Source organism: Amycolatopsis sp. NPDC114505, assembly GCF_055633615.1.
Window position 1 is genome coordinate 2814383 of record NZ_JBVKDV010000001.1, and the last position, 15070, is coordinate 2829452.

The window sequence follows — 15070 nt, forward strand, 5'->3', positions numbered from 1 at the left end:
GAGGGTGAAACCCGGGCCGGGGCGGAGAAAGCTGTGCCACTGTCTGCCGGGTGAACGCTGAAGGCTGGCGGTACGAGCGCGCTATTCCGACCGTGGACGTCGCGGGAGAGCCGACCCGGGTGGTGGTGGGCCTGATCGAGCAGGGCGACCGTCTGACGGCGGCGCTCCGCGTGGACGACGGCAAAGCAGCCCTGGTCTCTTTGGAAACGGGTGGCGAGCTGTTGAAGGCGTTGCGGGAGACGCTGGAGAGCTGGTGGCGTCTCGACGGTCACCGCGACCTGACCCCGGAACCCCGAGCCGGCCGGTGAGACCATGCGCGGGGCGGTTTGCCGGCCGGCGTGATTCGGCTTGCGCCGATCAGTGGCTGTCCACTGTGTTGAGTCCGGGCGTCGACTGCTGCATCCTCATCCCGGTGTGCCCGAGCCGACCGGTGCGCGGCGGACCAGACCGCGAATCTGGGGGTTGAGCAGGACGATCGCCGTCGCGCCGACGACGAGGGCCGCGCCGCCGAGGAGTGTTGCCGAACGGCCGGCGTGCTCGGCCAGCGGACCGGCGGCGATCTGGCCGAGTGGCATCGCGACGAACGAGCCGAGCATGTCGTAGGAGTAGACGCGGGCGAGCTTCTCGGGCGGCACGTTCTCCTGCAGCGACACGTCCCAGGCGACGCCGAACTGCTCGATCGCGAAGCCCGAGAGGAACATCGCGAACAGCATCGGCAGTAAGTACGGCGTCTCGCCGAGCACGAGTATCGGCAGCGCGTCGACCGTCACGAGCGCAACTCCGAACAGCAGCATCCGCCGTGGCAGCCACCGCGCGGCGAAGACTCCGCCGAGCAGCGCGCCGGCGGTCTGCACCGCCAGCGCGAGGCCCCAGCCGGTGCGGCCGAACGTGTCGTCGGCAACCAGCGGGCCGATCACCCGCAGTGCGCCCGCGTTCACCGCGTTGACGATCATGAACTGCAGTACGACCAGCCACACCCACGACCGGGCCCGGAACTCCCGCCAGCCTTCCGCGAGCTCGCTGAGGGGGCGGCTGCCCGGGACGCGCACGCCGTGCGGCAGGCGGATCCGCCGGTAGGAAAGCGCGGCGGCGAGGAACAGGACGGCGTTCCCGGCGAGCGCCCAGCCCGAGCCGGCGAACGCGACGAGGACCCCGGCGAGCCCGGCGCCGGCGATGCGGCCGACGTTGGACAGCAGCCGGACCAGCGCGTTCGCCTGGGCGAGCAATGGCGCGGGCACGGTCAACGGCGTGAGCGACGCGGCCGCCGGCAGCGAGATGGCCGAGACGGCGCCGTTGACGAGACTGAGCCCGACCAGCAGCGGGACCGAGGCGAATCCACAAAGGACGCTCGCGGCGATGGCGGCCTGGGTGAGCGCGGCGGCGGTCTCGGTGCCCTGCAGGATCACCGACCGCGGCAGCCGGTCGGCCAGCATCCCGCCGAAGAGCACGAGCAGCACGTTGGCGATCGACCGCGCCCCGACGACGATCCCGAGATCCACAGCCGACCCGGTCAGATCGACGACGGCGAAGGCCAGCGCGAAGGGAGCGACGGCATTGGCGAAGTCGGCGAAGGTCCGCCCGGTGACGAGGGCGCGAAAGCGAGATTCGCGAAGCGGGGCGAGGAGCGGGGAAGTCATGGGAGCAGCTCCGGCGGGACGGTAGCGGAGGGCGAGTGGACGCGTTGGCGGCGATCGAGTCGCGAGCCGGGTTCCCGTGGTGGGGTGGGCGGATGGCTCATCCGCGGGGCGACATCGGGGCCGGGCTCATGGGGCGGGGCGACCTTGCGGCTGGCGACGCGGCGGCAGTGGTTCGGGTTCGCGCTGCCGGACACGCCGGCTTGAGCCGGCGCGGCCGGGCAAAGGGGCGAGTCGGCAGCCCTCATCGGACTTCATCCGGAGCCAGCTCGAACAGTGCCACACTCGCGCTGACCTGGACCGTTCCCGGGGTCCGTGGTGGCTGAGCCGCCGCGTGCAGCTCCTGGCTCAGCTCCGATGCCCGCTTGAGCAGTCGCGCCCAGACTGCTGGGTCCACCCACAGCTCCGCGTCCGTCAACGACGCTCGCTTACCCGGTGCCCGGGACCCCGCCCGTCGCAGAAGCTCGCCTGCGACCGCCTTGGTCAGCAGCTGCTCCTCGGCCGGGTTGCGGGTTGTCAAGCGGCGGCCCGACTCCGGGTCGTGGCGATACCGCTTCGCTCGGCCGCCGCGGATCGTCAGCTCCTCCGCGACATCCAGCAGGCCTGCCTCGTGCAGGCGGCGCAAGTGATAGCTGATGTTCGCCTGCGTTTCGCCCAGCTCGCGCGCCGCCTCGGCTGCGCTCATTGCCGTTCCCGTCAGGAGCGACAAGATCCGCATGCGGAGCGGGTGCGCCAGTACGCGCAGGTTGTCGTGGGGCATGGCGTCAGTCTGCCATGACCGTCAAAGAGTTATTTGGGGGTTGCCGGAGCGGCTCCGGAGGGCGTTGCACCCGCCCTCCGGAGCCGCCGGGGTCACGGCAGGGGCGCGCTCACGTGGTCGAGCGTCCAGTTGCCGACGCCCGGTGTTCCTTCGTTGCCGAAGTACGTGTGCAGGGTGGTGCCGAAGACGTGCTGGAACACGCACGCCGACCCGTTGCCGTAGACGGGCCCGGCCGGGAGCTCGAAGAACTGCGCCGTCGGGCTGGCCGCGGTCAGCACCCGCGTCTTCCAGACGTTCGTCTGCTCCAGCGTCTCCACCGCCAGGTAGTACAGCGAACCCACCTTCATCACCTGCGGCGACGCCACGACGTCGTGGGAGTACGCGATGAGCGTGCCGAGGTCCGTCGGGCTGGTCTGCAGCAGCGCGTCGAACGTCGCCGCGCTCTTGACGCGGATCTCCTTGCGGCCGTTGGCTTCGCGGAACCAGTACAGGTACACGGTCTGCGTGTCCGGGTCGCGGAACAGCGTCGGGTTGCCGTTGATCACGGTCATTTCCTTGACCAGCGGCACGAACGACGTGAACTGCGTGCCGTCGATCCCGTCGGTGCTCTTGCGCCCGGCGATGTAGTACTCGCCGCCGTCGGGGTTGCCGCCGCACCAGTACACGTTGTGCACCAGCCCGATCGTGTTGTCGGGGTTCAGCAGCGCGTTCCCCCAGCGCTCACCGGTGCCGGTGAACAGCGGCGTCGGTTCCTGCGTCCACGCCGTCGTGTTCAGGTCGTTCGTCCGCGCGATGCCCAGACCCGAGCAGTTGTGGTGCCCGTAGTAGCCGATGTAGCGGAAGCCCTGGTTGATCGACGGCGACTGCGTCGGGTTGACCTCCAGCACGCTGAACGTGTGCGGGTGGTCACCGGAACCGCTCCACGAGACGGGGCTGAGCACCGACTTCTGCGGCGTGCCCAGCGCGAAGTAGCCGAGGTCCGTCGACGGGGACTGCTGGGCGAAGGCGTAGAACAACAGCGTCTTGTTCTGGTAGCCGAACGACTGCATCTGCGCGTCGGTGAACTCGCCGGTCCGCACCGTGAGCCAGTCCTTGTCGGTGGGGTGCCACCAGCGGTACACCGCCACCGTTCCCGTGCGCTGCGTCGGGAACGCGTAGTACTGGAACGTCTTGTTCTGGTAACCCCAGGTGGCCATCTGCGCGTCGGACGCCATGCCGGCGGGCATGTCGATCCAGTCCTTGTCCGTCGGGTGCCACCAGCGGGAGACCTCGACCATTTCGCTGTTGCCGACCAGGCTGACGTAGAACTGCGGTCCGGTCGGCGTCTGGTACCCGTAACCCTGGAGCTGCGCGGCGGTGGGCTGGTTGCCGTGCGCCGGCACCGACAGCCAGTCCTTGTCCGTCGGGTGCCAGTACCTCCGGACCGCCGTCGGCGCACCGGATCCGGGCTGCAGCGTGAGGGCGGCTGCCGCGCCGTGGGCTACTTCAGTGCTCATGAACGTTCCTCCCCAGGTACTTCAGAGCGAAGTACTCATGACTGTTAGTCGCCTGAGCGCGTCGAAAGGTTTACCGCCGCGACGTAATCGTGACGGTGTGCGGAAAGGAGTCGGTTGATCACACAGAGAACTCCGTGCCGTCGGCCGGGAGCAGGGCGCCGGCGGACCGCACGGCGGCGTGTTCTTCCGACGCCGGGTCCAGCACCGGGTTGGTGTTGTTCAAGTGCGTGAACGCCCAGCGCCCGGGCCGACCGGCGATCCGGGCGAGGCTCGCGGTGATCGGCAGATGGCCCATCGCGAGCTGGTCCGGACCACCGACGCCCGCCATCTCGTCCGCCGCGTAGAACGTTCCGTCCAGCAGTACCAGCGAAGCATCCGCGACGAAGGCGTCGAACCCCGGGGGCCAGCTCTTCAAGCACGGCGCGTACACCAGCACGCCGCCGGTCGAGAGGTCCGAGATCCGGTACGCGACGACCCATGGGCCATTACCTGGGGACGAAACGTACTTCGGTTTCTTGTCGCTCACCGGCAGCACGTCGACCCGCAGTCCGGGAAGGTCCACGAGCGATGTCCAGCCGCCGTAGCCGTCGACGATCGCGCGAAACGGGGACAGCGCTTCCAGCACCACGTCCGGTGCGAACACCGGGAGCCCGCCGGCCTCACGCAGCATCAGCAGGCCCAGCGAGTGGTCGAGTTCGGCGTCGGTCAGCAGAACTCCGCGCAACGGGATTTCGCGTGGACCGGGCCCCGCGCGCAACGCCGGAGTCGCGAGGATCTGGGACCGGATGTCCGGCGAACAGTTGAGCAGGTACCAGCCGGCACCGTCGGCGCTGACCGCGACGCAGTCCTGGGTGCGCGGCGGCAACCCGGCCGCGCACAGGCGGCACGCGCAGTTCCACTGTGGACACCCGCCGCCCGCCGCGGTGCCGAGCAGGATCACCTTCACCGGCGCATGGCCAGGTCGGATTCCGGTGGCCGGGCCAGGACGAGGTCGACGACCTCGCGCCGGGGAGAGCGCGAGCACACCGGGTCGGTGGCCGCGGCGTCACCGGTGAGCAGGAACGCCTGGCAGCGGCAGCCGCCGAAGTCGACGGAACGGCGGTCGCACGTCCGGCACGGTTCGGCCATCCAGTCCTCGCCGCGGTAGGCGTTGAACGACGACGAGTCGTACCAGATCTCGGCCAGCGGCTTCTCCCGCACATTGTCCAGGGTGAGCGTCGAGATCGCGGACGCCGCCGGGCACGGCAGCACGGTCCCGTCCGGCGCCACGGTCAGCTGCCGCGCGCCCCAGCCGTACATGCACGGCTTCGGGTACGGCTCGTAGTAGTCGGCGACGACGTAGACGATCTCCATCGTGCCGCGCAGCCGCCGGATCGCCGCGCGCACCACGGGTTCCGCGTCGGCGAGCTGCGCGCGGGTCGGCATCAGCGCCTCGCGGTTGCGCAGCGCCCAGCCGTAGTACTGGGTGTTCGCCAGCTCCAGCCGGTCCGCGCCCATGCGCTCGGCCAGCTCGATGATCCCGGCCAGCTGGTCGTGGTTGCGCCGGTGCAGCACCACGTTCAAGGACAACGGCAGCCCGGACGCCTTCACCAGCGCGGCCGCGGCGAGCTTGTGGTCGAACGCCCGCGCGCCGGCCAGCAGATCGGAACGCTCCCGCGTCGCGCCCTGCGCCGACAGCTGGACGTGCGCGAGCCCACGGGAAACCAGGTCGTCGAGCCGGGCGGAAGTCAGGCCGAGGCCGGAGGTCACGAGGTTGACGTAGCACCCGAGCGAACTCGCGTGCGCCACCAGCGCGGACAAGTCCGGTCGGGCCAGCGGCTCACCGCCGGACATGTGCACCTGCAGCACGCCGAGTTCGCGGGCTTGCGAGAGTACCGAAATCCAGTCTGAAGTGGACAGTTCGGCGGACCGCGCTACGAGTTCGACCGGGTTCGAGCAGTAAGGACAGTGCAATGGACAGCGGTGGGTCAGCTCGGCCAGCAGGCCCAGCGGCGGGGTCACGTCCACGCGACGACCCTCCGTTCGCCCAACCGAGAGAGCACGTCGAGGACGTCCTGTTCCCGGACACCGGTGAAGCGCTTTCCCAAGACCGCGGTGATGTCGGTGACGGTCCGGGCGCCGTCGCAGAGTTCGAGCACCGCGGCCGCGGTGGCGTTCGGGACGAGGACGCCTTCGGGGAACAACAGGACGTGCGTCTCGCGGACGTGGTCGAAGGACAGCCGCACGCCGCGACGCAACTGGGGAACCGAGACCGGGGCGATCACTTCGCCGCCCGTTCGATCGCGTCGAGCATCGACCACAGGACGTCGCACTTGAACGACAGCGCGGCGATCGCGCGGTCCTGCTGCTCGCGCGTGACGCAGTGGCGGACCACGATGTCGAGCGTGTCCTTGCCCTCGCCGGCGACCTTGTCGATGCGGTTGGTGAAGTAGTCGAGGTCCGCGCGCGCGATCCACGGGTAGTGCGCGAGCATGTCCGCGACGCGCTGCTGCATCAGGTGCCCGGCGAACATCTCGGTGAGTCCCGAAGCGACGGCCTCCCACCACGGCTTCGTCCGCGCGAAGGTCACGTAGGCGTCGACGGCGAACCGGACGCCGGGAGCGACGTGCCGCTCGTCGAGCACCTCGTCGCGCTCCAGGCCGACGGCCGTGCAGAGCCGCTGCCAGCGTTCGATCCCGCCGGTGCCTGCGTGCGGGCCGTCGTGGTAGACGATCCGGTCGAGCCACTGGCGCCGGATCTCCGGCAGCGGGCAGTTGGCGATGATCGCCGCGTCCTTCTGCGGCAGCTGACACTGGTAGTACCAGCGGTTGGCCGCCCAGATCCGCAGCCCGTGCTCGTCGAGCTCGCCCGCGTGCAGCCTCCGGTGGAACGGGTGCGTGCCCCAGTACCGGCCCGAAAGACCGCGCAGGGCCTCGATGAATGCGCTTTCCGCGAGCGGCTCGACGGGCATCGGTCAGTCCGCCATGCGGGCCGCGTAGGCGGTCACCTCCATGGGAGTTTCGTACTCGACGAAGTCAGGGGTCGTCCACACCTCGACGGATTCGGTCATTTCCTGCTCCTCTCGCGGGGCTGATCGCCGTCACCGTAAGAGCGCGACGAGCGGGCTGGCCAGAGGAGTTCGGAAAGTTTCCTTCCGATGGCGCAGTGGGGTGCCGATCAGCGGTGCTACTTGACCGCGGCTTCCAGTTCCACCAACGCCGTGTCCAGGTGGGTCAGGATCCGCTGCAGGTGCGGCACGCTGCGGCGGCAGCCCGTGACGCCGAAGTCGAGGTTGTCGCCGTTGCTGGTCAGCGTGATGTTGACGGCCTGGCCGTCGAGCAGCACCGACGCCGGGTAGATGCCGTCGAGCTGCGCGCCGTTCCAGTACATCTGCTTGCGCGGCCCGGGCACGTTCGAGATCACCAGGTTGAACGGCGGCCGCGTGTTGTTGACGACGCCCGGGATCGGCGAGACGCCGAGCTGCGCGACGTTAACGGCTGATAACAGCAGCGTCTGCAACGGCGTCAGCTCCGAGAACAGCCGCTTGCCGTTGCGCATGGACTGGTGGATCGTGACGAGCCGCTTGCCCGCGTCCGGCAGGTCGGTGGCGAGGTTGCACAGCAGTGCGCCGATGTTGTTGCCCGCGGCCTCGCCCGGGTCGTTCTGGCGGCGCAGCGACACCGGGACCATCGCGACCAGCGGCGCGTCCGGGAGCGCGCGCTGCTCGATGAGGTAGTCGCGCAGCGCGCCCGAGCACATCGCGAGCACGACGTCGTTGCGCGACACCCCGGCGGCCGTCGCCACCTTCCGGACGCGGTCGAGCGACCACGACTGCGCCGCGAACCGGCGCGCGCCGCCGATCGGCACGTTGAACATCGTCCGCGGCGCCTGCCCCGGCAGGGTCACCGTGTGCTCGCCGAACGCCTCGCGCGCCACCTTGAGCGCGGCCGGCGCCAGACCGGCGAGCTGGTTGGCGGTCTTGCCCGCGGTCTGCAGGAACGAGCGCGGGCTCTTCGTGCGGCCTTCGCCCGGTTTGCGCCGGGTGCCCCACCACGGCGGGCAGTCGAGGTCCGCGGGGTCGTCCGACAGCGTGCCCTGCAGCTGGCGCAGCGCCGAGACGCCGTCCATCAGCGCGTGGTGGACCTTGGTGTAGACGGCGAAGCGGCCGTCGGCCAGGCCCTCGATGAGGTGCGTCTCCCAGAGCGGCCGGTGCCGGTCGAGCAGGGTGCTGTGCCAGCGGGACGTCAGCTCCAGCAGCTCGCGGATGCGGCCCGGCTGCGGCAGCGCGGAGTGCCGGAAGTGGTAGTCGAGCTCGAGGTCGTCTTCCGCTTTCCAGGCGACGTGCCCGAGCGTGTTGACCGGCCGGGCCGGGCGGCGGCGGAACACCGGCCGCATGTTGTCCGACTCCAGCAGCGAGCGGCGGACGTCGCGCAGGTAGTCCGGCCCGGCGCCGTCGGGTTTCTTGAACAGCTGCAGACCGCCCACGTGCATCGGATGCTCGCGCGTTTCGACCAGGAGGAACATCGAGTCGGTCACGGGCATCATCGCCATGGGACATCACCTTCCGCACTCGGCACGCCGACTCTACGCGCTCGGCTGCCGTGGGTGGATCACGTTCTACATTGGCGAGTATGACCGTCCGCGGCGCTCGGGAAACGTCCCTGCCACCGATGGCCGAGTGCGTCGTGATCGGCGGCGGTGTGATCGGTGTGAGCTGCGCGTTCCGCTTGGCGGAGGCCGGCGTCGACGTCCTGCTGATGGAGCGCGACGGGCTCGGCGAAGGCTCGACGGCGAAGGCCGCGGGCGGCATCCGGTCGTCGTTCACGAGCCGCGTGAACGTCGAGTTGGGACTGCGCGGGCTCGCCGCGTACAGCGCTTTCTCACGCGACTTCGGCGTCGAGATCGACTTCCGCCGCGACGGCTACCTCTACCTGCTCACCAACTCGGAAGACACAGTTGCAATCGGACATTGCGCGGAGCTGCAGCAGGCCTACGGCGTGCGGAGCCACCTCCTGGACCCGTCCGAAGTGCGCGACATCCTTCCGCTGCTCGAGCCGGACGGGATCGTCGCCGCGCTCTGGTCGCCGGACGACGCGAAGGCCACTCCGGACGCCGTCGTCCAGGGTTACGCGAAGGCGGCGCGCGCGTGCGGCGCGCAGCTCCGGACCGGCGTCGAGGTCACCGGGATCGAGCGTGACGGCGACGCGTTAACCGGCGTTAACACGACCGCGGGGTTCGTCCGGACCGGCGCGGTCGTGTGCGCGGCGGGTGCGTGGTCGGGGCGGATCGGCGAGCTGGCCGGCCTTGATCTCCCGGTGCGCCCGTTCCGGCGGCAGGTCGTGTTCACCGGGCCGGTGCCGGGACTGCCGGCCGCGGTGCCGCTGACCATCGAGATGTCGTCGGCGTTCTACTTCCACCGCGAGGGCCCTGGCCTGGCCATGTCGTTCTGCGAGGACGACGGCTTCCCGGGCTTCGACACCCACTACGAAGCGGGCGAGTGGCTGCCGCGGCTGGCCGAGCTGGCGGGCCGCCGGATCCCGGCCGTGCTCGACGCGGACATCCGCACGGCTTGGGGCGGGTTGTACGAAGTGACGCCCGACCGCAACCAGATCGTGGGGGAAAGCGTCCTGCTGTCGCGGTTCTTCTACGCGACCGGCTTCTCCGGGCACGGGTTCCAGATGGGACCGGCGACCGGCGAGCTGATCCGGGACCTCTACCTCGGCCGAGAACCGGCCGTGGACATCGCGGAGCTCGACGTCCGGCGCTTCGAACGCGCCGATACCGCACCGGTCGAGCACAACATCGTCTAGGGGTTGATTGCCAGATCGTTCAACGATCTGGCAGTATCCGGGCCGTGGCTGTGAGTGGTGCTCGGGAGTTGGTGGACGCCCTCGAAGGACTGGGGACGGAGATCGTTTTCGGCCTCCCGGGGGTGCACAACCTGCCGTTGTGGGAGGCGCTCGCCGAGACCCGCATCAAGCTCGTCGGGGTCCGTCACGAACAGACCGCCGGCTACGCGGCCGACGGCTACGCGCGCGCCACCGGCAAGCTCGGCGTCGCCCTCGTCACCACCGGGCCGGGCGCGGCGAACACTCTGGGCGCGGTCGGCGAAGCCATGGCCTCCGCGGCTCCGGTGCTGATCATCGCCACCGACATCCCGTCGACGTTGCGACGTCCCGGCGTCGTCCGCGGCGTGCTGCACGAGACGTCCGACCAGCAGGCGATGTTCGCGCCGGTGACCAAGGGGGTCTTCACCGTGCGGGCCGCCGACCAGATCGGCACCACCGTGCACCGCGCGGCGCGGCTCGCGCTGGAGGCGCAGAGCGGCCCGGTCTACCTCGGCGTGCCGACCGACTACCTGCGCGAGACGGTGCCGCACCGGCGTCCGCCCGCGCCGCACCGCAAGCCCGACGGCGACGTTCCCGACCTCGCCCGCGCGGAAGCGCTGCTGTCCGACGCGAAGAACCCGCTGATCTGGGCCGGCGGCGGCGCGCTGCGGTCCGGGGCCGGGGACGCCATCGGCGCGCTCGCCGAGAAGATCGCCGCGCCGGTCATCACGACGTTCGGCGCTCGCGGCCTGCTCCCGCTCGACCACCCGTGCCTCGCGCCGAACCCGGTGCACACGCCGGAGGTCGGCGAGCTGTGGGACGAGGCCGACGTCGTGCTCGCCATCGGCACCGACTTCGACGGCCTGATGACGCAGAACTGGCGGATGCCGAAGCCGCGCACGCTGGTCGCGATCAACGTCGACGCCGACGACGCCGCCAAGAACTACCCGCCGGACCTGACGCTGGTCGGCGACGCGCGCGCGATCGTCGAGCGGCTGCTGCCGAAGCAGCGGCCGGGGCTGGACGACATCACGTTGCGGCTGGCCGGCATCGGCCGCCGGGTGCGCCAGCGGATCCGGGACGAAGAGCCGCAGGCCTACGACTTCCTGTCCACTTTGGACGAGGTGCTGCCGACGGACGCGGTGCTGGTGTCCGACATGTGCGTCGCCGGCTACTGGGTCGGCGGCTTCCACCGGGTGCGGGCGCCGCGCAAGCTCGCCTACCCGATGGGCTGGGGCACCCTCGGCTACGGCTTCCCGGCGTCGCTCGGCGCCGCCGCGGCCGGGGTCGGGCGCGCCATCTGCATCACCGGCGACGGCGGGTTTCTCTACGGCTGCGGCGATCTGGCGACGCTCGCGCAGGAACAGCTGCCGGTCACGGTCGTCCTGGTCGACGACGGCGGCTACGGGATGCTGCGCTACGACCAGGACCGCGAGGGCCTGCCGCACCGCGGGGTCGACTGGGACAGCCCGGACTTCGTCGGCCTGGCCCGGTCCTTCGGCGTGCACGCCGACCGCGTGTCCGGGTTCGGGCGCGCGTTCCGGCGGCTGCTCGGCGAGTTCGTCGAGTCCGACGAGCCGAACGTCCTGGTCGTGAAGGCCAAGCTCAAGCCCCCGCTGAACACGTCCCCGCGGTGGTATCGCCCATGAGGATCGGCGTCGACATCGGTGGCACGTTCACCGACCTCTGCGCGGTGGACGGAACGGGGATCGCGGCCGTCGGCAAGGTGCTGACCACGCACGACGAGCCGGCGCGCGCGGTCGAGGAGGGCTTGGCCGCGCTGCTCGCGGAGTCGGGGATCGCCGCCGGTGACGTCGAGCAGGTCGTCCACGGGACGACGCTGGTGACGAACGCGCTGATCGAGCGCAAGGGCTCGCGCACGGCGCTGCTCGCGACCGCCGGCTTCCGGGACGTCCTGGAGATGCGCCGCGAGCACCGGTACGAGCTGTACGACCTGCACATCGAGCTGCCCCCGCCGCTCGTCCCGCGGCACCTGCGGTTCGACGTCCCGGAGCGGATCCTCGCCGACGGCTCCATCCACATCGGACTCGACGAGGAGTACGTCGCGCGGCTCGGCCGTGAGCTGGCGGCACGGGGTATCGAAGCGGTCGCCGTCTGCTTCCTCCACGCGTTCACGAACCCGGAGCACGAGCGGCGCGCGGGCGAGATCCTCGCCGAGGTGGCACCCTCGCTCCGGGTGGCGCTGTCCTCCGACGTCGTCCCCGAGATCCGCGAGTTCGAACGCGCGTCGACCACGGTCGCGAACGTCTACGTCCAGGACCTGACCGAGCGCTACCTGCGCGACCTCGAACACCGGCTGGGACGGCTCGGGATCGCCGGGGCGCCGCACATCATGCTGTCCAACGGCGGACTGGCCACTGTGGACACCGCGGCTCGCCACCCGATCCGGATCCTCGAGTCCGGCCCGGCCGGCGGGGCGCTGGCGGCGGCCGCGATCGGGCCGGCCGATCTGCTGGCCTTCGACATGGGCGGCACGACGGCGAAGCTGTGCCTGATCGCCGGCGGCGCGCCTTCGGTGACGCACCAGTTCGAAGTGGACCGCAAGTACCGGCTGCTGCCCGGGTCCGGGCTGCCGGTGCAGGTGCCGGTCACCGACATGATCGAGATCGGCGTCGGCGGCGGGTCGATCGCCCGGATCGACGCGCTCGGCCTGCTGACCGTCGGGCCCGACTCGGCCGGCTCCGAGCCCGGCCCGGTCTGCTACGGCCGCGGCGGCAGCGAGCCGACGGTGACCGACGCCGACCTCGTGCTCGGCTACCTCGACCCGGACTACTTCCTCGGCGGCGGCATGAAGCTCGACGCCGCGGCGGCGCGTGCGGCGATCGGCGGCATCGCCGGACCGCTCGGCGTGAGCGTCGAAGAGGCCGCGTGGGGCATCCACACCAGCGTCAACGAGGACATGGCGAACGCCGCCCGCGTGCACGCCGTCGAGCGCGGCCGGGATCCGGCGAAGCTGCCGATGTACACGTTCGGCGGGGCGGGCCCGGTGCACGGCGTCGGCGTCGCCCGCGCGCTCGGGGCGCCGTCGGTCGTCGCGCCGCCCGCCGCCGGGGTGCTCAGCGCGGCCGGGTTCCTCACCGCGCCGCTGGCGTTCGACTTCGTCCGATCGGCCCGCGCGGCCGTGCGCGAGCTGGCGTGGGAGCAGGTCGACGCGCTTTTCGCCGAGATGGAAGCCGAGGGTGCGGCGCTGCTCGCGAAGTCCGGTGCCGCCGAGGTGACGCACCGGCGGATCGCCGAGATGCGCTACGCCGGGCAGGGCTACGAGATCCGCGTCCCGGTCCGCGGCGGCCGCTGGCCGGACGCCCTGATCGACGAGTTCACCGCCACCTACCGCGCGCTGTACCGACGCACCGGGCCCGACGTCGGCGTCGAGGTGCTGAACTGGCGCGTCGTCTCCAGCGGGCCCGCGCCGGACGTCACACTCCGGCTGACTGCCCAGGTGACCAGCGGCGACGCGCGCAAGGGGACGCGGAAAGCCTACTTTCCGGCGGCCGGTGGATTTGTCGACACGGTCGTGTACGACCGCTACCGCCTCCAGCCCGGCGAGCGCGTCGAAGGACCGGCCATTGTGGAGGAACGCGAGTCCACTGTGGTCGTCCCGCCGGGCGCGCACTGCGTCGTCCGGGAGGACGCCGCGCTGAAGGTGACGGCGTGAGCGTCGACCCGATCCTCGTCGGGCTGTTCGGCAACCGGCTGCACTCGATCCTCGCCGAACAGCAGAACGCGCTGGTCAACACCGCCTTCTCCGCCGTCGTGCGCGAATCGCTCGACCTCGCCTGCGCGGTGTTCGACTCGCGTGGCGAGATGATCGGCCAGTCCGTCGGTGGCACGCCCGGGCACATCAACGCGATGGCCACCGGCATGCACCACTTCGTCGCGGCCTACCCGGCGGAGACCCTGGAACCCGGCGACGTGCTGCTCACCAACGACCCGTGGCAGACGGCCGGGCAGATCAACGACATCACCGTCGCGACGCCGGTGTTCCGGCGCGGCGAGGTGGTCGCGTGGTTCGCTTCCTGCTGCCACGCGCCGGACATCGGTGGCCGGCTCGTCTCCGCCGAGGCACACGAGGTCTTCGAAGAGGGCCTGCGCCTGCCGATCCTGAAGTTCCTGCGCGCGGGCGAGGTCAACGCCGATCTGGAACGGCTGATCCGGGCCAACGTCCGGACGCCGGAGGAGACCGTCGGCGACCTGTACGCGCAGGTCACCGGCAACGAGGTCGGCGCGGTCAGCCTGCTGAAGCTGCTGGACGAGTTCGGCATCGACACCCTCGACGACGTCGCCGCCGAGATCATGAACCGCTCCGAGAAGGCGTTGCGCGACGCGCTGCGGAAGCTGCCGGACGGGACCTACACCAACGAGATCGTCACCGACGGCTTCGACGACGAAGAGATCGTCCTGCGCGTGACGGCCACTGTGGACGGTGACGCGATCCACCTCGACTTCGCGGGGTCGTCGCCGCAGAGCCGTCGTGGCATCAACGTCGTGCTCAACTACACGCGGGCGTATGCGTCCTTCGCGGTCAAGGCGGCGATCTCGCCGGAGGTGCCGCACAACGCCGGGTCGTTCCGGCCGGTGCACGTCACCGCGCCCGAAGGGTCGGTGCTGAACTGCCTGCCGCCCGCCCCGGTCGCGTCGCGGCACCTGATCGGGCACTTCCTGCCGTCGCTGCTGATCGGTGCCCTGCCCGGCGCCGCGATCGCGCCGAGCGCGGACGCGCTGTGGATGACCATCTGGCGCGGGCCGGGGTTCATGCTCAACGTCTTCCAGACCGGCGGCATGGGCGCGCGCGTCAACAAGGACGGGCTGAACACCACCGGTTTCCCCAGCGGCCTGCGCTCGACGCCGACGGAAGTCATCGAGACGATGGCACCGCTCGTCCAGCGTTCGCGGGAGCTGCGCGTGGACTCCGGTGGTGCCGGGCGGTGGCGTGGCGGCCTCGGCCAGGTGACGACGATGGCCGCACGTGACCAGGACTCCTGGAGCGTAAACGGGAACGTCGACCGCGTGCGCGCGGCAGCGTCCGGTGTGGACGGTGGAACACCCGGCGCGGCCGGCCGGTTCGGGCTGCACCACGGGGACGACCTGCCCGCCAAAAGCCGGGTGACGCTGACGCGCGAGTCCGTTGTGGACGTCACGCTGCCCGGCGGCGGTGGCTACGGGCTTCCGTTCGAGCGGCCCGTTTCCAAGGTCCTCGACGACGTCGTCGAGGGATACGTCTCGCTCGCGGCGGCGCGCGCGGTGTACGGCGTCGAGGTGCGGTACCTCGGCGACCCGGCGGCGCTCGTCCGGCTGCCCGGGGACTACGCGGTGGACGAAGAGCAGACAGCACTACTGAGAGCGGGGAAGTGA

General features: G+C 70.8%; 14 protein-coding genes. 5 read left to right on the forward strand and 9 right to left on the reverse strand.

All coding sequences use genetic code 11. The features are described 5' to 3' along the window. Positions 1-50 precede the first annotated feature (50 nt). A complete protein-coding gene (locus ACZ7OU_RS13990; protein WP_470255280.1) occupies positions 51-308 on the forward strand; it encodes a hypothetical protein in 258 nt (85 codons plus the stop codon). A gap of 96 nt (positions 309-404) precedes the next feature. On the opposite strand, the gene ACZ7OU_RS13995 is transcribed toward ACZ7OU_RS13990, so the two are convergent. The 9 genes from ACZ7OU_RS13995 to ACZ7OU_RS14035 all read right to left on the reverse strand — a co-directional run bounded on the left by ACZ7OU_RS13995 (position 405) and on the right by ACZ7OU_RS14035 (position 8420). Continuing rightward, positions 405-1637 carry an MFS transporter gene (locus tag ACZ7OU_RS13995; RefSeq protein ID WP_470255281.1) on the reverse strand — a complete coding sequence of 411 codons (1233 nt, stop codon included), beginning with the start codon at positions 1635-1637 and terminating at the stop codon, positions 405-407. 241 nt (positions 1638-1878) lie between these two features. Next, the gene (locus ACZ7OU_RS14000; RefSeq protein ID WP_470255282.1) at positions 1879-2394 is read right to left on the reverse strand and encodes an ArsR/SmtB family transcription factor; all 516 of its coding nucleotides are present in this window, start codon (positions 2392-2394) and stop codon (positions 1879-1881) included. Between the two features lie 92 nt (positions 2395-2486). Then, positions 2487-3890, reverse strand: a complete 1404-nt coding sequence (locus ACZ7OU_RS14005) for a hypothetical protein (RefSeq protein ID WP_470255283.1) — start codon at positions 3888-3890, stop codon at positions 2487-2489. Between the two features lie 118 nt (positions 3891-4008). Beyond that, positions 4009-4836, reverse strand: coding sequence for a pyrroloquinoline quinone biosynthesis protein PqqB (gene pqqB, locus ACZ7OU_RS14010; RefSeq protein ID WP_470255284.1), 828 nt, complete (start codon positions 4834-4836; stop codon positions 4009-4011). After that, a complete protein-coding gene (gene pqqE / locus ACZ7OU_RS14015; protein WP_470255285.1) occupies positions 4833-5897 on the reverse strand; it encodes a pyrroloquinoline quinone biosynthesis protein PqqE in 1065 nt (354 codons plus the stop codon). Before pqqE ends, pqqB begins: the two co-directional genes overlap by 4 nt. Further along, a complete protein-coding gene (gene pqqD / locus ACZ7OU_RS14020) occupies positions 5888-6154 on the reverse strand; it encodes a pyrroloquinoline quinone biosynthesis peptide chaperone PqqD (RefSeq protein ID WP_470241538.1) in 267 nt (88 codons plus the stop codon). The genes pqqE and pqqD overlap by 10 nt, the downstream gene beginning before the upstream one ends. Beyond that, positions 6151-6840 carry a pyrroloquinoline-quinone synthase PqqC gene (gene pqqC, locus ACZ7OU_RS14025; protein ID WP_470255286.1) on the reverse strand — a complete coding sequence of 230 codons (690 nt, stop codon included), beginning with the start codon at positions 6838-6840 and terminating at the stop codon, positions 6151-6153. The genes pqqD and pqqC overlap by 4 nt, the downstream gene beginning before the upstream one ends. A gap of 3 nt (positions 6841-6843) precedes the next feature. Then, positions 6844-6939 (reverse strand): pyrroloquinoline quinone precursor peptide PqqA, encoded by a 96-nt coding sequence (gene pqqA / locus ACZ7OU_RS14030; protein ID WP_086670354.1) that lies wholly within the window; start codon positions 6937-6939, stop codon positions 6844-6846. 116 nt (positions 6940-7055) lie between these two features. Next, complete coding sequence (locus ACZ7OU_RS14035; RefSeq protein ID WP_470241536.1) at positions 7056-8420, reverse strand: WS/DGAT/MGAT family O-acyltransferase; 1365 nt, start codon at positions 8418-8420, stop codon at positions 7056-7058. Between the two features lie 80 nt (positions 8421-8500). Here ACZ7OU_RS14035 and ACZ7OU_RS14040 point away from each other — a divergent pair, with 80 nt between their 5' ends. The 4 genes from ACZ7OU_RS14040 to ACZ7OU_RS14055 are packed head-to-tail and all read left to right on the forward strand — an operon-like array spanning position 8501 to position 15070. After that, positions 8501-9679, forward strand: coding sequence for an NAD(P)/FAD-dependent oxidoreductase (locus tag ACZ7OU_RS14040; protein WP_470255287.1), 1179 nt, complete (start codon positions 8501-8503; stop codon positions 9677-9679). Between the two features lie 44 nt (positions 9680-9723). Further along, positions 9724-11346 (forward strand): thiamine pyrophosphate-binding protein, encoded by a 1623-nt coding sequence (locus ACZ7OU_RS14045; RefSeq protein ID WP_470255288.1) that lies wholly within the window; start codon positions 9724-9726, stop codon positions 11344-11346. Next, positions 11343-13373 (forward strand): hydantoinase/oxoprolinase family protein, encoded by a 2031-nt coding sequence (locus tag ACZ7OU_RS14050; protein ID WP_470255289.1) that lies wholly within the window; start codon positions 11343-11345, stop codon positions 13371-13373. The genes ACZ7OU_RS14045 and ACZ7OU_RS14050 overlap by 4 nt, the downstream gene beginning before the upstream one ends. Then, entirely contained in the window at positions 13370-15070 is a 1701-nt protein-coding gene (locus tag ACZ7OU_RS14055; RefSeq protein WP_470255290.1) for a hydantoinase B/oxoprolinase family protein, read from the forward strand. Before ACZ7OU_RS14050 ends, ACZ7OU_RS14055 begins: the two co-directional genes overlap by 4 nt.